General features: G+C 47.2%; 18 protein-coding genes and 7 tRNA genes. 13 read left to right on the top strand and 12 right to left on the bottom strand.

Translation table 11 applies throughout. The features are described from left to right. Positions 1–39: 39 nt before the first annotated feature. From RM811_RS16270 to RM811_RS16260, 3 genes are all read left to right on the top strand, one after another. Positions 40–1,326, top strand: coding sequence for a pyridoxal phosphate-dependent aminotransferase (locus tag RM811_RS16270; protein ID WP_402526373.1), 1,287 nt, complete (start codon positions 40–42; stop codon positions 1,324–1,326). Next, the gene (locus RM811_RS16265; protein WP_402526370.1) at positions 1,326–2,165 is read left to right on the top strand and encodes a M48 family metallopeptidase; all 840 of its coding nucleotides are present in this window, start codon (positions 1,326–1,328) and stop codon (positions 2,163–2,165) included. Before RM811_RS16270 ends, RM811_RS16265 begins: the two co-directional genes overlap by 1 nt. A 403-nt stretch (positions 2,166–2,568) precedes the next feature. After that, a complete protein-coding gene (locus tag RM811_RS16260; protein WP_402526367.1) occupies positions 2,569–3,819 on the top strand; it encodes an NPP1 family protein in 1,251 nt (416 codons plus the stop codon). Positions 3,820–3,877: 58 nt separating this feature from the next. Here RM811_RS16260 and RM811_RS16255 read toward each other — a convergent pair whose 3' ends face one another. The 6 genes from RM811_RS16255 to RM811_RS16230 all read right to left on the bottom strand — a co-directional run bounded on the left by RM811_RS16255 (position 3,878) and on the right by RM811_RS16230 (position 8,376). After that, entirely contained in the window at positions 3,878–5,293 is a 1,416-nt protein-coding gene (locus RM811_RS16255; RefSeq protein WP_402526364.1) for a rhodanese-like domain-containing protein, read from the bottom strand. A gap of 75 nt (positions 5,294–5,368) precedes the next feature. Next, positions 5,369–6,283: a sulfurtransferase gene (locus RM811_RS16250; RefSeq protein ID WP_402526361.1), complete on the bottom strand. Its 915-nt coding sequence runs from the start codon at positions 6,281–6,283 to the stop codon at positions 5,369–5,371. Then, the gene (locus tag RM811_RS16245) at positions 6,276–6,965 is read right to left on the bottom strand and encodes a TVP38/TMEM64 family protein (protein WP_402526358.1); all 690 of its coding nucleotides are present in this window, start codon (positions 6,963–6,965) and stop codon (positions 6,276–6,278) included. The genes RM811_RS16250 and RM811_RS16245 overlap by 8 nt, the downstream gene beginning before the upstream one ends. Beyond that, entirely contained in the window at positions 6,962–7,522 is a 561-nt protein-coding gene (locus RM811_RS16240) for a carboxymuconolactone decarboxylase family protein (protein ID WP_402526355.1), read from the bottom strand. The genes RM811_RS16245 and RM811_RS16240 overlap by 4 nt, the downstream gene beginning before the upstream one ends. A 327-nt stretch (positions 7,523–7,849) precedes the next feature. After that, positions 7,850–8,137 carry a hypothetical protein gene (locus RM811_RS16235; protein WP_402526352.1) on the bottom strand — a complete coding sequence of 96 codons (288 nt, stop codon included), beginning with the start codon at positions 8,135–8,137 and terminating at the stop codon, positions 7,850–7,852. Next, positions 8,122–8,376 carry a MerR family transcriptional regulator gene (locus tag RM811_RS16230; RefSeq protein ID WP_402526349.1) on the bottom strand — a complete coding sequence of 85 codons (255 nt, stop codon included), beginning with the start codon at positions 8,374–8,376 and terminating at the stop codon, positions 8,122–8,124. The genes RM811_RS16235 and RM811_RS16230 overlap by 16 nt, the downstream gene beginning before the upstream one ends. 298 nt (positions 8,377–8,674) lie before the next feature. Here RM811_RS16230 and grxD point away from each other — a divergent pair, with 298 nt between their 5' ends. After that, complete coding sequence (gene grxD / locus RM811_RS16225) at positions 8,675–9,010, top strand: Grx4 family monothiol glutaredoxin (RefSeq protein WP_402526346.1); 336 nt, start codon at positions 8,675–8,677, stop codon at positions 9,008–9,010. Positions 9,011–9,161: 151 nt separating this feature from the next. Here grxD and RM811_RS16220 read toward each other — a convergent pair whose 3' ends face one another. Further along, positions 9,162–9,605, bottom strand: a complete 444-nt coding sequence (locus RM811_RS16220; protein ID WP_402526343.1) for a hypothetical protein — start codon at positions 9,603–9,605, stop codon at positions 9,162–9,164. An 856-nt stretch (positions 9,606–10,461) separates the two neighbouring features. On the opposite strand from RM811_RS16220, the gene RM811_RS16215 reads away from it, so the two are divergent. From RM811_RS16215 to RM811_RS16180, 8 genes are all read left to right on the top strand, one after another. Then, entirely contained in the window at positions 10,462–11,064 is a 603-nt protein-coding gene (locus tag RM811_RS16215; protein ID WP_402526340.1) for a peroxiredoxin, read from the top strand. Between the two features lie 138 nt (positions 11,065–11,202). Further along, positions 11,203–11,278: transfer RNA gene (locus RM811_RS16210), tRNA-Asn, on the top strand. A 47-nt stretch (positions 11,279–11,325) separates the two neighbouring features. Beyond that, positions 11,326–11,401 (top strand) — tRNA-Lys (locus RM811_RS16205). A 128-nt stretch (positions 11,402–11,529) separates the two neighbouring features. Continuing rightward, a tRNA-Lys gene (locus tag RM811_RS16200) sits at positions 11,530–11,605 on the top strand. Between the two features lie 69 nt (positions 11,606–11,674). Further along, positions 11,675–11,750, top strand: a tRNA-Asn gene (locus tag RM811_RS16195). A 48-nt stretch (positions 11,751–11,798) separates the two neighbouring features. Next, positions 11,799–11,874 (top strand) — tRNA-Lys (locus RM811_RS16190). An 82-nt stretch (positions 11,875–11,956) separates the two neighbouring features. Beyond that, positions 11,957–12,032: transfer RNA gene (locus RM811_RS16185), tRNA-Asn, on the top strand. Positions 12,033–12,080: 48 nt separating this feature from the next. Then, positions 12,081–12,156 (top strand) — tRNA-Lys (locus RM811_RS16180). Between the two features lie 149 nt (positions 12,157–12,305). On the opposite strand, the gene RM811_RS16175 is transcribed toward RM811_RS16180, so the two are convergent. From RM811_RS16175 to RM811_RS16165, 3 genes are all read right to left on the bottom strand, one after another. Further along, on the bottom strand, positions 12,306–13,631 hold the full coding sequence (locus RM811_RS16175) for an NAD(P)/FAD-dependent oxidoreductase (RefSeq protein WP_402526337.1): 1,326 nt from the start codon (positions 13,629–13,631) through the stop codon (positions 12,306–12,308). A gap of 66 nt (positions 13,632–13,697) precedes the next feature. Next, a complete protein-coding gene (locus tag RM811_RS16170) occupies positions 13,698–13,919 on the bottom strand; it encodes a DUF3094 family protein (protein ID WP_402526334.1) in 222 nt (73 codons plus the stop codon). A 45-nt stretch (positions 13,920–13,964) separates the two neighbouring features. Then, positions 13,965–14,114, bottom strand: coding sequence for an aspartyl/asparaginyl beta-hydroxylase domain-containing protein (locus RM811_RS16165; RefSeq protein WP_402526331.1), 150 nt, complete (start codon positions 14,112–14,114; stop codon positions 13,965–13,967). Between the two features lie 37 nt (positions 14,115–14,151). On the opposite strand from RM811_RS16165, the gene RM811_RS16160 reads away from it, so the two are divergent. Continuing rightward, positions 14,152–14,832: an SAM-dependent methyltransferase gene (locus RM811_RS16160; RefSeq protein ID WP_402526328.1), complete on the top strand. Its 681-nt coding sequence runs from the start codon at positions 14,152–14,154 to the stop codon at positions 14,830–14,832. Positions 14,833–14,951: 119 nt separating this feature from the next. On the opposite strand, the gene RM811_RS16155 is transcribed toward RM811_RS16160, so the two are convergent. Both RM811_RS16155 and RM811_RS16150 read right to left on the bottom strand, forming a co-directional pair. Further along, complete coding sequence (locus tag RM811_RS16155) at positions 14,952–15,638, bottom strand: hypothetical protein (protein WP_402526325.1); 687 nt, start codon at positions 15,636–15,638, stop codon at positions 14,952–14,954. A 390-nt stretch (positions 15,639–16,028) separates the two neighbouring features. Continuing rightward, a partial coding sequence (locus tag RM811_RS16150) for a hypothetical protein (RefSeq protein WP_402526322.1) occupies positions 16,029–16,737 on the bottom strand: 709 nt, incomplete at its 5' end.

The raw sequence follows: 16,737 nt of genomic DNA, 5'->3' as shown, positions 1-16,737 counted from the left end.
AGTGAGTGATGCGCCAGCCAGCGCAAGGATGCCAGAACCATGATTCACGAAAGTCAGCTCAACCCCAAGGTGCAGGCTCTTGGCCCATCAGCGACATTACAAATCAATGAACTCAGCCAGCAACTCCTGAAAGAAGGGCGGGATATTATCCGTCTCGGGTTGGGTCAGTCTCCCTTTCCTGTACCGGATATTGTGGTGAAAAGCCTGCAGAAACATGCCCATGAAAAAGATTATCTGCCGGTTCGGGGGCTTCTGGCTTTGCGTCAGGCAGTTGCTGATTATTACCAGCGCAGAGATGGTCTGGATGTGGACGCTGAATCAGTACTGATTGGTCCCGGCTCCAAGGAATTGCTGTTTAATATTCAGATGGCCTGTCAGGCTGAACTGATCTTGCCTGCTCCCAGTTGGGTATCCTATGCTCCCCAGGCAGTGATGCTGGGGCGTAAGGTTCGTTACTTACCCACAGATATGGATAATGGGTGGAGGATTTTTCCAGGGCAGCTCGATCAGTTGCCGCCACCGGGAGATCAGGCCCGTTTCCTGCTGCTGAATTACCCATCAAACCCAACCGGTGCCAGCTATGAGCCGGAACATCTACAGGCGTTGGCTGAAGTAGCCAGACGCCAGAAGATTATTATTATTGCGGATGAAATATACGGTGAAACCCGGTTTTCCGGTGAGCATCACTCCATGGCCTCCTTTTATCCTGAGGGCACGATTCTCAGTGGCGGGTTGAGCAAGTGGTGTGGTGCTGGCGGCTGGCGGCTGGGAACCATGGTTTTTCCGCAAGAGCTGCGAAATTTGCAGGATGCCATGGCGGTGATTGCCAGTGAAACGTTTACTTCAACCAGCGCTCCAATTCAATATGCGGCCTGTACCGCTTTTTCAGAGAATCCGGAAATTACCCGCTATCTTGAACACAGTCGGCAGGTGCTGGCACTGATTGCCGGGTATATGGTGAAGTCGTTACGCAGCCTGGGGCTGCGTATGGCCAACCCGGTTGGGGGCTTTTATCTGTTTGTCAGTTTTGCAGCATTTCGTGAGCAGCTTAAGGGGCGTGGGATAGCCTCTGCAACGGAACTTTGTAATGCGTTGCTATCAGAAACCGGTGTGGCGATGCTTCCTGGCAGCGATTTTGGTTTAATGGCAGACCAGTTATTGGTCAGAATGGCTTTTGTGGACTTTGATGGAGCCAGGGCACTGGATGCAGTGGCAGAAGGGCAGTACCAGCCAGAAGACTTTGTTCGGCAGTATTGTCCGAGGCTGTTTGCAGCGTGTCAGCGTTTGGAGCAATGGCTGGAGCCATCAGATAAAGATAATAAATAATGAAGTATCGAGTTTTGCAAAAACAGGTAATGGGCATGAAGTGGTTAAAGGTTCTGGGCGTTAGCCTGTGTGTTTTCCTGACCGGGTGTCAGACTGTCTCGACAACCAATTCGGGGGCTATCGGTGTTCATCGGGAGCAGACGATGTTTTCCCTGTTGTCCGGGGATCAGGTCAACGCCATGTCGGTGGAGGCCTATCAGGAAGCGTTAAAGAAAGGCCGGAAAAAAGAGGTACTGAATAAGAAACCGGCCGACGTTAAACGACTGCGTACCATTGCCGACCGTCTGGTCTCCCACGTTGGCGTGTTCAGGCAGGACGCTCGCAGCTGGCAGTGGGAAGTCAACCTGATAACCGATAAACAGCTCAATGCCTACTGTATGCCAGGGGGCAAGATCATGTTTTATACCGGGATTATTGACACCCTGAAACTGACGGACGATGAAATTGCCGCCATTATGGGGCACGAAATGGCCCATGCCCTGAGAGAGCACGGGCGTGAGGCTATGTCTCAGGCTTATGCCGTGCAGTTAGGTCAGGATACTCTGGCTATTTTGCTGGGTGTCAGCCCTGGGGTGATGAGCATTGGCAGTTCCGTCGTGAATTATGCACTGACCCTGCCAAACAGTCGCACTAATGAGGCTGAAGCCGACCTGATCGGTCTGGAGCTGATGGCCAGGGCTGGTTATAACCCGAGGGCAGCGGTTACCCTGTGGCAAAAGATGTCGGCGCAAAGTAGTAAGAACGTACCTGAGTTTATGAGTACACACCCGGCCCACGATACCCGGATTAATGGGCTGAGAGCTAATATCCCAAAAGTTGAACATTTGTACAATAAATAGATTAAGTGAAGGAGCCACCGCTGTCAGACGTTTAAGCCTGACTCTCATTCTCACAGGTATTTCGTGGTAATGCCTGTCAGAGCTGGCGTTGCCCTTCAATACTGGGGTTTGAGTGGGGAGGGACAGTTTGTCTCCCCAGGGCGAAATGGGGAGCGAGAAACGATTTTTTGAAATAAATAGTTGGTTCGCTTCAGCCCCCTTTTCGGTGTTTTCAGTATCGTCATGATACCTTTGTATTATTGGATGAATCCTGTTTTACCAGCCATCATTAATTATTGTGAGTTGTCATTTGATGGAGCCATAGGTGGAATTGTCATCAAGTATTTTCAAGGATATTAAGGGCTTAAACACTGGTTTTGACCAATCCGGAAGCAGGATGCCGGTTGTATAAAGGAGAACAAGGATGTTCACATTAAATACGATTGATTATTGGAAAATTAAAAAAAGTACTGAGATTATAAGTGGTTGCGGTATTGTCATAGGGGCGTTTTTATCGTTGCTATTGACTGCCACGGTTCAGGCTACTGACTTTAAAAGACTTGATGGCGGATTATCAGGAGAGTTTGTTGCCCGATTAGCCCCTGTTTTTGATTTCGATGGCAATGGTTGTTTACCCAGTTCAGGTATCAGCCGGAAAGGAGAAAAAAATGGGGGGGTGGGAATTTCAGGAAGTTTAACTGAAAACTGTCGGTCAAAAAACTTCCTGAAAACATCCAACACCCTTCATCGCTATCAATGCGTTTCCAGTAATGGTTCTACATATTGTGGGCATTTTTATGCAATTTACTTTGAAAAGGATCAGATTTCCCGGTTTTTTGGTGGACACCGGCATGATTGGGAATATGCGGCAGTCTGGACCAAAAACGGAAAAATGACCCATGGCAGTGCCAGTGCCCATGGAAAACTTAGTACAAAACTGGCAGCTGACCTGCCATTTGACAGGGGGCATTTGAAAATTGTTTATCATAAGGATGGTGGTTTGACCCATGCTCTGCGATTCGCCAAAAGAAATGAAAAGGCTGAAAATCCTTATGGAAAATTTGTCACACCTCCATTAGTCAGTTGGGAAAAGCTGAGGGGGGATGGTCTCGATAATGGGGGCATGATCGCTAGACTGAATGCCTTCGATTATGACTCAGCGACGATTCCACTTAAAGATGATAATTTTCTACACAATCTAAATAGATTTAAACCGTCAGGCTATCCGGATTTCGGGGGCAAGAAGAGTGATGTATTCACGAAATGGTTTTCAGAAGAGCGTTCCGGCAAACAAATGTGTCCAAAGGGATATGTTGTCACCGGGGTTAAGTGCAAGGGACGATATTGTGATAACAAACAATTAAAGTGCAGCGAAATGCCGGGTCTGGAGATCAGTGGTCCGGTGCAAAGTTCTCCCTACTTTTCTGAGGAAAGAAGAAACTTTTACAAACATGATGGAAAAGTGGTTGTCGGTATGAGTTGTAAAGGGCGGTACTGTGACAAGGTTTCCCTGCAATTGAGGGATGGACGGGGAACCGGAGGGGCATGGAAAAAGGCCTTTTCTGAAGAATCGGGTCAGGGCTATTGTGGTAGTGGCTATGTTGCGGGAGTGCGTTGTACTGGCAGGTACTGCGATAATCTCAGCCTTTATTGTAAAAATAGTGTTAGCAAATAGTGATCTCCTGATGTGTCCGGGAGGGGCATGGTTCCCTCCCGATACGCTTATAAAAAAACTACTGACTGGTTTGGCTGCTTTTTTCCGGGATGGTAGGGTTAGCCGGATCCATACTCCAGCCAATCCAGCCATCATCAAAGACACTGATTTTTTTCCATCCCATCAGGTACGCTGCAAAAAATGCTTCACTGGCACGCCAGCCAGTACCGCAATAAAAACTCACTTCCTTATCTGCGGAAATTCCTTTTTCATTCCACATGGTTTCTATCTCTGTCCAGGCGCGCATGGTGCCATCGATATCCTGATAATTGAGCATGTCGTAGGCACTGTCACCATTTTCCAATAGTATGGCTCCGGGAATGTGGCCAGCCTTGCTGTAATAGGTGTAACCGGGTTTTTTCCCATCGAATTCATCGCGGGTCATAACGCTGGCCAGAATGGCATTCGGATTATCAGGCAGTGCTCTGGCTTGGGGAATATTGATGACGAAATTACTGTTATTCGCTACTTCGAGAGTAGGATTATCGGATGGTTCAGGGTAACGCTTGCCAGTTTCCAGTGCATACCCCTGATCCTGCCATGCCTGTTTACCGCCATTGAGAACCCGCACATCGGATACGCCCGAATAGAGCAGGGCCAGTGCTGCGCGATAGGCTCCCATTGCCAGGTTATCAGCATAAACAACAACGGTTGTCTCTTTATCAATGCCATATTGAGTCAGAACGCTGGTCAGGCGACTGTCGGGTACAAAGTTCCATGAAGGGGTTCCCTGATTCCACTCAATGTCCGTGGTTTCCAGATAAACGGCACTGGGTATATGACCGGTGAAATAGTGAAACTGTGCATCCTGACCTACTTCAAGAATAACAGGCCGCTGGTTTCCCGTCAGGGTCAGTTGCTGTTGCAACCATTGTGGATGAACCAGCTGCCTGTATCTGGGCAAAACTACCGTTTCATAACCGGCGTCCCCCCATGCCTTGATACCCCCTTTCAGGCGGTAGACCTGTTCATAACCAAGCTGTTTCAACTGCTGGTAGAGCTTGTCTGAGCTTTTGTTTGAAGCGCCGTCGTCATTATCGTATATGACCAGCGTCTGATCTGATGTGATTCCCTTGCGGCTGAGTAGCTGGTGCTGTTTTTTTAAAGCGCCAAAACCAAGCCCTGAGACCAGATCAAGCCAGTGAGGTTGAAAGCTGATAGCTCCTTTAATGTGTCCCTGTTTTATATCTTTGCCAGCGGGCCAGCCATTGAAGAAATGGTCGGATCGTGTATCGATAATGAGGAGAGGCTGAGAGTTGGCTTGCCACTGTTTTAGTTGAGATAGAGAAACTTCTTCCAGAGGATAGTGTGTATTGTCCTGATCGATCATTCTGCAGCCATTCAGGGTAGTAATGAAAAAAAGCGATGTGGAAAAAAGCGCTGCACGAAAACAGAGCGCAAAAGTTTCGCGCAGAACGCGCTTTAGGGGTTCCATTCAAGGTCGTCTCCTGTTGGTTCAATAGCAACAGCAATGGGTTTTCAAGAAAACAAAGACTGTATTTTCAAATTGTCATTCAATCGGTGTGTAGGATAGCGCAGCCCAGTGATAAAAAGAGGGCGTATAATTCCTGACGTTGGTGTAACCAGCCGCTTTCAGCACCATAACCCAATAGGCAGAACGGATACCTGCGGTGCAATAAACAACAATAGGGCTGGTTTTGTGGATGTCCAGATCGGATAACATCTGACTGATCTCGTCAAATGATTTTAACACCCCACCGGGTGTGAGTAGCTGCTGAAATGGCAGGTTTACCGCGCCGGGCAGATGGCCTTTCCGGTATTCACCAAGGTCCATTTTTCCGAGATACTCTTCCGGCGAGCGTGAGTCGATAACACGAAACTGTGCGTAGTCCCTGTAGAAGGCTTTGGTATGAATGGTTGATGAAGTGTCCCGGAGGGTTATCTGGTAATCACTTCTGATATTGAACAGTGTGGGGATGATGGTGGTTTTCAGTCCTTTTGACTTCCAGAGTGTGTATCCGCCATCGAGAATCCGGACATTCTTTAACCCGGCTACTCTCAAACTCCAGGCAATGCGACCATCTTCTCCCCAGCCCTGATGGGCGTCTGCATAAACGACAATATTATCGGTAGAGTCCAGGCCATGCTTTTGAATCTGGTATTCCAGCGCCTGATTATTGAGTACTGTGCCCCATGTTTCGCTGCCCGCTTTTCCGTTCATATCAGAAAGGGATTGCCACTGAACGGAGCGGGCACCCGGAATATGCCCCTTGAGGTATGTAGAGTATTCCCTGGCATCGATCAGGAGATAGTGTTTCAGATTGCTGGCAACGGTCTCAGCACTGATAAAATAGTCTTGCGGTGCGGCTTGTAATAATCGAAAAGGCAACAAAGCCAGTATGATCAGCAAAAAGTGCCAGTGAGTAAAAGAATGAGTGCAGGATGGTAACTGTTTTTTATACATTCGAAGCGGTCCCTGATTTCCGAAAATAGATAGCCTTCAGGAAAAAGACCAGAACGGTGAGAGCAAACAGTGTCAGAAGGGCGGTTACCAAAAGGCGGCTTCCGCCGGTCAGCATTCCGCCTGCGTAGGAGTAAATCAGCGTGGCGGGTAGTTGGCCAATACCCGTGGCTATAAGGAAGTGCCTGAGTTTCATTGATGTCAGTCCGGCACCATAGCTGACAATATCAAATGAAATAAACGGCAGTAGTCGGGCGATGAGGACAGTGTACTGACCATGACGGGCAAAAAACTGATCCACTTGCTCAAGGGCAAAGTGGCTGGTGAGTTTTGCCACAAAGCCCCGGCCGAACCACCGAGCAAGGAAAAAACAGAGCATCGCTGCCACCATGGCACTGCTCCAGGAGAGCAGCGCACCCTGCCACCAACCAAATACAGCTGCGTTGGCAAAAGTGATCAGAAAGGCTGGAAGTGGCGCTAACACAGCCTGGAGTATCATCATCAACGCAGAAACCAGTGGTGCCCAAGCTCCAAAGCTCAGGATATACAGTCGCACCTGGTCAATATCTACGGATGATAAAATATGGATCATCTCTGATAGCCATTCACGAACCGGTGGGATTACCAGTGCAACGATGATCAATAACAGAGTAATTGCCGGTTTGATGATGGATTGAATACTCACTGCTCAGATGTTTTTCCGGGTATTTTGCAGAAACCTTCTGCAGGCACATCAAGCGCAGCATTAAACTTGCTGGACATGTTCTGGAACGCAATAAGTCCTGTGAGCTCTATGACGGAGTCATTATCAAAATACTCTTTTAACCGCTTCATCAGTTCTGGTGTTACCTGACGGTCGCTATAGGTGACTGCTTCCGTATATTCCAGCGCAATTCGTTCCTTTTCGCTGAAAAGGCCAGAGTTTTGCCAATCGTCCAGTGCTTCAACCTTGTCCATACTGCCAGCACGTTTCGCCAGGGTCATGGCGTTAACGTCAACGCAGAAAGCACACCAGTTAACCTGGGAAACTCTGACCGTAACCAGTGAGCGAAGTTCCGGAGACAGGGGGGATTTTTTGCGATCCAGAACACCATAAAGAGCGGCTACAGCAGCAAACAGCGTTGGCACCCTGCCCCATAACAAGCCGGGCTTAAGGACTTTTCCATAGCGGCGTTTCTGGCTCCAGAAAAAGGGCTTGAGCCACCAGGGGTATGAGTGAAGGGGTTTTTCCGGTACGTACATGGCTGATTCCAGCTGGCAGTTTCTCTGGCCAATAAAGAGTAGGTCAAACGATGTTGGCAGGAAAGGCGGAAATCTACAAGGGACAAGGGGTCAAACCCCTATGTATACTGGTTAGTCCGTGATTTGGGGCAGCTATTTTTGCTTTCTCAGGGTTTGCCCGTTGGTATGAATAGAGCTAAGGAGCGACCCTTTAATAACTTCCCTGTTTCAGCGAACGTTGCCTGATGCCCGTTACCCGAAAGATCCGGGTACGTTTGTACTTTTGCGGGCAACGGATAACGGTCTTAACCAATTTCAGGAAATGCAGATATTATTTAGAGCCAAATCCTAAGGCTGTCTGGACCAGTCTCGAATTTTGGAAATTTCTTCTTTGTCAATCTCCAGGGACTCAAGAAATTCCTGATGAGCTTCAGGTTCCATTTTTTCAAACTGTTGATGCCAGTTTTTCATGTCCTGCTCGTTGAAGCCTGCGGCTTTCATGATTTCTACCCAGCGATCTTTGTTGACCATACTTTGCTCCAGCAATGAAGGTTGTTTTAGTAACATGACAATGGCTTTTTGCTGATGACGCAGTTTCTGAATCTCTTGTTCAAGAGCCGTCAACTGGTCATGCAAAATGCGCTCTTGTTCCCTATTGTCTTCACGGTCAAGAAGTGGGGGGCTATGCTACTTACCGGAATACCAAAAGCACGATAGGCCATGATGGCTTCAAGACGTTTGAATTCATCGATTCCATACCAGCGATAGCCATTCGCTGAGCGAAAATGGGGCATAAACAGGCCCTCACGCTCGTAGTAGAGAATGACGGTTCGGGATATGTCGTACCTTCTGGCCAGTTGGGTAACCGTCAGCATAGGGCCTTCCTGGTGAATACGAGGTTGATTCTGAACCCTATACCAGTAGATGGGTCAATAGAGAATGAAATTTATCCAGAAAAAACGGTGTATGGTTTCTTGTTCAGACTTTTACATGGAAGGGGGTATGGGTGTTACATCGCCTTTTTGTATTTTGAATTTCTGGGTTTATTTGTAACTTGTTGTTTTTATGATAGTTATTTTTATCTATCGGAATATAGGTAATAACATATGGTGACAGTCAGGTATTTTCATTAAAATACCCTGCTTAATGATTCCAATGAAGAGAGGTCGTCTCATGGACGTAATGGAGCAAATAAAAGATCAGATTGAGTCCCATACTATTCTGCTGTACATGAAAGGCTCTCCCAAATTGCCGCAGTGTGGTTTTTCTTCCAAGGCTACCCAGATTCTGATGGCCTGTGGTGAGCAGTTCGCTTTTGTTGATGTGCTGGCTAATCCTGAGATTCGTGCCAATCTGCCGAAGTATGCTAACTGGCCAACCTTTCCTCAGCTGTGGATTAAGGGCGAGCTGATCGGTGGCAGTGATATTATTATTGATATGTATAACAGTGGTGAGCTGCAGAAGCTGATTTCGGAAGCTGCCGGTTCTTCTGAAAAGACGGATGGTTGATTAGATGAATAAATGGTGACCAGTCTCTGCGCAGGTGGAGCCTGGTCGCCTTTCCAGCTTCCCCCCGTATCTGTCCTTCGGTATTGGTTCCTGTCTGTCGAGGGAGGAGCACTTATAAAACTTTTCTTTTTATCCTCCAAAAAGCGTATAGCTATTCTTTTTTTATTTTCTTTCTAACGCTATCTATATCCTCATAACCTTCTCCACACAGTTTAAAGCTGGAAGGCAGGGAATGGTGTTGTGGAGATGATGGAGATTGATTCGCAGGATCGACTAAGTATCCCTCACTTTCCATTGCTGAAGTCCTGTGGTGCTGCTCAGTGGAATGCCATTGCCTTTTATTTTGTATTGTAGCGGTATTTTCAGTCAGGTGTTGCCCTTCTGTATTATGTTGCATTTTTTCCGGGGCTGAAGATTGTCGCTTGTATATGGAGTAATTCTGGTTCGACGAGAACATTTTCTCTGGCGCAGGTGAAAGTTGGCGTAACAGAGGGAGCGGCTGCTTAAAGACTGGTGATGCCTGACAGGGCTTTTCAACAAAAGGTTCTCTTATGGCTGAACGGGTGTCTTGAGATAATTCTGAAGGGTCACTCATTATTTTCGCTGGGCTTGCTGGTTGTGATGTGGAACTGATTGGCTGGTATTTTACAAAAGCGAATTTAGCTTGGGGGTTTCCCGGTTCCGTCCCTATTGTATGGTGTGAGTCTTCAGGTAATGGCCTGGGGTTATATAATGTTTCGCAAGGCCTTTGTATCCTTTTTTCTGTATGTAAGGACTCTGCACTTCTGGCTATTGGTTTTACTAATGAAGAAGAGGCTTCATCGGTAAATTTTAATGTCTCGAGTTTATCAACAACACTCTTCAATAGCTTATCGTTCTGACCTTTATCATCGGGTGAAGCAAAAGGCATTTTTTTTGATGGGTAAGAGTGCGGGGAAACATTCCGTGAGCTACTAGAGCTCACGGATGCAGGGGAGGCGTTCTTTTTTTCTGGGTCATAAGGGACGAGGGAAGCCGTGGACGACGATCGGGCTGAAGACATCATAAATTAATTTAGCCTGAAACAAGAGGTTATGAAATTTCTTCGATCTTCTTATTCGATCTTCTTATTCCTGAAAAGTTCAACGAATCATGAGTCGCCCGGAAAAAAAGCGTTGGTCATCTTGCCGTTTGCCAGAATAAGGCGCTCTCTATGAGCCGGTAGAAAAACACTTGACTTTATTGTTTGGCTAATTATTGGCGGAGTAAGTATTTCGCTGTTTTTTGCCGGGATTTTTGTGGTTGGCAGTGAAATTTCTAGTTATTTACCATTGTCGTGGTAGGCGAATACCGTAGTCCTGTGTATTATTATGTTCGCAGTTTTTTGTGGTGCGTTATTCAGTGCGGAGCGGTGTCAGATCGAGACTTCCGTTAGAAAGCGCATAACTTTGTAAACCATTGGAGATACACGTATGGGCGTTTTAGTAGGCAAGAAGGCTCCTGATTTTACAGTGCCAGCAGTACTGGGTGATGGCTCTATTGTTGATGCTTTTACTCTGTCCGAAGCCATCCGTGGTAAGTACGGTCTGCTGTTTTTCTATCCGCTGGACTTCACGTTCGTTTGTCCTTCTGAGCTGATCGCTCTGGATCACCGTATGGATGCTTTCCAGGAGCGCGGCGTTGAAGTGATCGGTGTTTCCATTGATTCCCACTTTACCCATAACGCATGGCGTAATACCCCTGTGGATAAGGGTGGTATCGGGCAGGTAAAATACACGCTGGCTGCTGATATGACACACGACATTTGTAAGTCTTATGATGTTGAGTCTGAAGGCGGTGTGGCTTTCCGTGGCGCTTTCCTGATCGATAAGGAAGGTTTGGTCCGCTCCCAGATCGTTAATGACCTGCCACTGGGCCGTAACATGGATGAACTGATTCGTCTGGTTGATGCCCTGCAGTTCCATGAAGAGCACGGCGAAGTTTGCCCGGCTGGCTGGACTAAGGGTGACAAGGGTATGAGTGCTTCTCCAGAGGGTGTTGCCAAGTACCTGTCTGAGAGTGCTGAGGGTCTTTAAGACCAGACAGCGAGTAAAAAAAGCTGCTTATGCAGCTTTTTTTAAAAGTTTTTTGCAGTGGAATACTTGACTCACGGCGAAATAACCTTATCATTCGCTGCCGTTGGATAGTGACGACAAGTCGCCTCCCAATGCTGTTCCCTGATAGCTCAGTTGGTAGAGCAAATGACTGTTAATCATTGGGTCGCTGGTTCGAGTCCAGCTCGGGGAGCCATTATTTAAACGGTGTGATGAATATAGATCATGCCGTGAAACGAATACGGGTCGTTAGCTCAGTTGGTAGAGCAGTTGGCTTTTAACCAATTGGTCGTAGGTTCGAATCCCACACGACCCACCATACAACATTTAGATGTAGTATGAGCCGCCTCAAGCATTGGCGGTTTTTTTATCCTGATGGTGAACATCGGTGATAAAAATAGAATTAAGCTTTTGTAGAAAGTTGTGTAGAAAGTTTTGTAGAATAGCGGGTCGTTAGCTCAGTTGGTAGAGCAGTTGGCTTTTAACCAATTGGTCGTAGGTTCGAATCCCACACGACCCACCATACAGTCTTGAGCCCATAAATGGGCTCTCGAAAGAAAATGTTGACAGTACATTAAAACTGTCGTTTAGTTCCCTGATAGCTCAGTTGGTAGAGCAAATGACTGTTAATCATTGGGTCGCTGGTTCGAGTCCAGCTCGGGGAGCCAATATTTAAACGGTGTGATGAATATAGATCATGCTGTTGAAACGAAAATGGGTCGTTAGCTCAGTTGGTAGAGCAGTTGGCTTTTAACCAATTGGTCGTAGGTTCGAATCCCACACGACCCACCATTTTGTCTCTTTATTAGAGTCTCTTTATTAGAGTCTCTTTATTAGAGAGAATGTTGTCAGTACATTAAAACTGTCGTTTAGTTCCCTGATAGCTCAGTTGGTAGAGCAAATGACTGTTAATCATTGGGTCGCTGGTTCGAGTCCAGCTCGGGGAGCCATTATTTAAACGGTGTGATGAATATAGATCATGCCGGTGAAAGGAAAACGGGTCGTTAGCTCAGTTGGTAGAGCAGTTGGCTTTTAACCAATTGGTCGTAGGTTCGAATCCCACACGACCCACCATTTTCCAAATTACCGTTTTAATAGCCGTTGGCACCTTTTTGCCAGCGGTTTTTTTATGCCTTTCAGTTACCAGTTTCCAGTTACTCGTTGTCCGCAAAAGCGAGCCTGGCTTTTTCGGGAAGCGGGCGGCGGATAGCGGGCTGCGTTATTCAGTGGAGCTTAAGCTGGGGTCGGGTGGTTTTGCCGATCAGGTCTTTCAAAATCAACGTGCCGGTTCTCAGTTTGCCAAATAGTGTCATCTGATGCATTCGGTACAAGCTGATGTAGAACCATTTGGCCAGAGTACCCTCAATCATCATGTCTCCGGTAATCGCGCCCATCAGGTTGCCTACCGCACTGAAGCGGCTGAGAGAGATCAGGGAGCCGTAATCTTTGTAACTGAACTCCAGTGGAGTGGAATCATTAACCTGGGCAATCAGGCTTTTGGCCAGCAGGGATGCCTGTTGGTGAGCTGCCTGTGCACGGGGTGGGATCGTAATGCTTTTATCCTTGCTGTCGGTTAATGTACAGCTGGCACAGTCACCCATGGCATAAATCTGGTCGTCCAGTGTCGTTTGTAGCGTTGGGCGAACAATTAACTGGTTGATGCGGTTGGTTTCCAGTCCATCCATTTGAGACAGAAACTCAGGCGCTTTAATTCCTGCCGCCCAGATTCTAAGGTCAGATTCAATAAACTCGCCATCACGGGTGGTGACACCATCCGCCTTGATTTCACTGACCAGCTGTTGGGTCATAACCCGGATGCCCATTTTATTGAGCTGTTTAAGAACACTGCTACTGATCCGGGCAGGGAGCGCTGGCAGGATTCGTTCACCGCCTTCAATGATGGTGACTTCAAGATGTTCCGGCTTGATAGCATCAAGACCATATCTGGCCAGTTCAATACCGGCAAAATGGAGTTCGGCAGCCAGTTCTACTCCGGTGGCGCCGGCACCAATAATGGCAATGCGCAGCCTGGACGATTCGTTACCACTGGCCTGGGCATGCTGATAATGATTTATCAGCGTGGTGTGTATTCGCTCAGCCTGCTGGCGGTTATCCAGGAACAGGCAATGCTCTCGGGCACCGGGCGTATTGAAGTCATTGGCAGTACTGCCCACAGCGATCACCAGCTGGTCGTATTTGAGGGTTCGGGCGGGTACGATTTGCTGACCATTACCATCGAGAACAGGGCTGAGGCCGATGGACTTTTCAGCACGATTCAGGCTTTCCATTTTGCCTGGAATAAAGCGGAAGTGATTCCATTTTGCCTGGGCCAGATAGCTTAGCTCATCTTCAAAGGCATTCAGTGAGCCTGCAGCAACTTCATGGAGGAGTGGTTTCCAGAAGTGGGTGTTTTGAGCATCAACCAGAGTGATTTCAGCACGTTGCTTTTTTCCAAGCTTTTTACCAAGGTGAGTGGCCAGCTCCAGGCCTCCGGCACCACCACCAACAATAATGATTTTCTTCTTGTGTAAATGAGCGTCGTTGTTCACAGTTATTCCGGTTTTATTTATTTATTTATATTTGGTTGGTTGCCGGTGCTCCTGCAAGCCGGAGCATCAAGAGGGTATAACAAAATAGCCAATGAGCCGGCTCAATACGCCGAGCACAAGAATAACAGCGGTCAGCCATGCCATTAAACGCAGAGGCCTGAACGGTGAACGTTCAACTTCATTAACCCCTTCCTTTAAATACTGGTCAACCCGGTTCTGGTCTTCAGGGTAAAGCCTGTTTTCGGGTTGATGGCAATTGTCTGAAGGCTTTGCTGTATCTTGACTCATGGTGATAACTCCCTTTCTTCAGCCAAAACATAGTACATTCTGTGCTCAGCGGAAAGCGATAGTATGGTTTTCGGCAAAGTGGCTATGGATTTCATCAAACATCACCGATTCTCCCTCTTTCCAGTAATCAATCTCGCCATCAACCGTTATAAAGCATTTTGAGATTTGGACAGTGGCTGGTATTAATAAGATCACGATCGTTTTTCATCACTCTTCAATAGGGGGGAAAGGGATGAAGCTCAACAGGGAATTGTTACGGCTGGCCTTCAGGCAGTGGCTTTATCAATGGCGGCAGAGCCTCAGGGAGGTGAAAAGCTATGGCGGAAAGCCACGATTCGTTATTCCCTGGCTATGGCTGAAGCTCAGTTACCTATTGGATGGGCCTTATGCAGTCAGTCGTCGTTATCAACGACGAATCAAGGCTGAAAATATTTATGTTTATGGCGAAACGCCTCTGACCTCACTTGAACTGATTGCTGAGAAGTCCGGTGTGACTTCCGAGGATCATGTGTTTGAGTTGGGGGCCGGGAGTGGTTTTACCAGTATCTGGCTGTACGGAGTAAAAGGGTGTCAGGTAACTGCCGTTGAGCAGGTACCGGTTTTCTGCTGGCGTTTGCATCGAACTATTCGTCGCATGCGACTTTCATCAGTTAACGTCCGCTGTGAAGACTATATGACATCGCCTTTGGAAGAGGCGTCGATGATTTATCTTTATGCATCCGACCTTGATGATCATGTGATTTCTGAATTGGCAGAACGTTTGGCGGATTTACCGGCGGGCGTTAAAGTCATTACGGTCAGCTATGCGCTGCAGCCATTTCTTCAGCGGGAAGCTTTCGAGATTACCGATCAGTTTACTGTGCCTTTTGAGTGGGGGGAGGCGGAGGTTTATATTCAGCAAGCGGTTAACTGAACAGTAGATAATTATTTCAGGACTGGTCTTGAGCGTTTCTCCGGATTTTTAGTTCGTAATACGAACCCACCAGATTTAACCGGTGGGTGTTGAGTTGTTTGCTATTTACGTATGCACCACTACTGTGTCTCAAATATATCTGACTCTGACTCTGACTCTGATTCGGGCGATAGTGGCTGCTCTTCTTCACAAATGAGGGACTGATCTTCAGACTTTGTCATTTGACCATCATCCGTTTCAACTTCTGTTTTTACTGTATTTACTGTATTTACTGTATTTACTGCATTTACTGCATTTACTGTTGTACTGGTCTGGGGGGTATTCCCGGACAACTCTATATCCTTATCTAGCGTATCAGTTTCGCCCTGCTCATTATTCAGCATGTTCATTTGTGCATTCCGGTTATGGTTAACATAACATCCGATACCAATGCCAAGCATGGCCAAGCCTCCCAGAGCCCCACCGACAGCGGCTCCAGTGTTAAAGTCGGAATCAGAAAGTGACTCAGCGGCGTTTTGCGCTGCCAGAGTGATGTTATCTAGCATTATTTCTGCTGTCTGGTTGATGATATAGTTGGTTGCCGTTGCGTTAGTCGCAGATCCAGGTTGCATCTGGGAGAAAAAGGCCAATACAGCAACTCCCCCTGCATAGATTGAACTCCTTAGGGAAGGGAGCGTTACATGCCCTCCGTTGTCGGGTTTTACAGAACGACCTGCCATGGATGATGAACCACTTGAATGTTTTGCCGGAGATTCAGTATGAGATGTTGGAATAGTTATTGCGTTGCCGGCAGCAAATATAGTCATATAGATCCATCCTTTAAGTTCAGTTGTGACCCGTCCATCAGAAGCTAAGCGCTAAATAGTAGTTAATTATTATCAGTCAACAAAGGGATCGAATAAGGCAGGCCCTCCAGCAATCCATAATTTCCGTTGTGACTATCTTGCTCACTGCTTATGTTACAGGCAATGGACACACTGAAATTTAGAGAATCCCGATATTGCTGAAACCAACTGGTAATAATCCACGGGTCTAATTTATAAAAACACATCCAAGGAAAAATGTAGTCGTCATTTCGATTGTTGTCTTGCCGGCGAATAGCATTATTTGAAATTAAAATCATGTTATTTAATGCAAGCATTATTTGAATGCAGCAAACAAAAACAGCGGGAAGGAAGTGGGCAGTATTACGGTTATCAGAACATTCGTTGAATAGAAAACAGTTTTTCGACAATCCGGTGGCTATAGCGCACGATCAGGTCGGGCGCCTGTTGTTCAGGAAAGTTCTTGAAACTGCTGTGAATATAGGCCCAGGCTGCATACGCCTTGTGAACTGGCTGGCTGGCGTGTGGATGCTCGCTTAGCTCCTCATTAAACATTGTCATTCGTTTATCGAACCGGCTGGTGAGGGCTTTCAGCTGCATTTGGCTTGAAATGGTAACTTCAGTGTTCTGTTCAGCGATCAGCAGGCTAAGGTAATCCCGGGTCATATGCTGCATAAGGAGCGCTTGTTCCAGGAAGCGGAGCTTTTGACGGTCGCCTGACTGCGAGTTCATTGCCTTTTGTCTCAGCAGGAGTAACTGGCGATCCATTTTTGCCAGTACCCGCAATAACGAATTCACTACAGGGGGCTCGGTACTGGCAGGAATGCTGCTCAGCCAGATAATATGCTTACTGACCACGGGCCATAGGGTTAAGACAGTGGTAATGAGTTCGTTGGCCTCAGGGTCGCTGGTGCGCTTTGGCAGGGCGTGAATGCTGGTGTTTAATGTCTGCTGAGCTTGTTGCAGAGATTCCCTGGCTTCCTGATCGAGAAAATCCAGCTGTAATCGGTGAATGCTGATAAGCATTTCATTCAGAGCAATCTCTTGCTGAATAATCTTCTCAGGAGATAAAGCAAGAGAT

The organism is Endozoicomonas sp. (genome assembly GCF_031844845.1).
GTDB lineage: Bacteria > Pseudomonadota > Gammaproteobacteria > Pseudomonadales > Endozoicomonadaceae > Endozoicomonas.
This window is presented reverse-complemented; position numbering and strand designations above follow the sequence as displayed.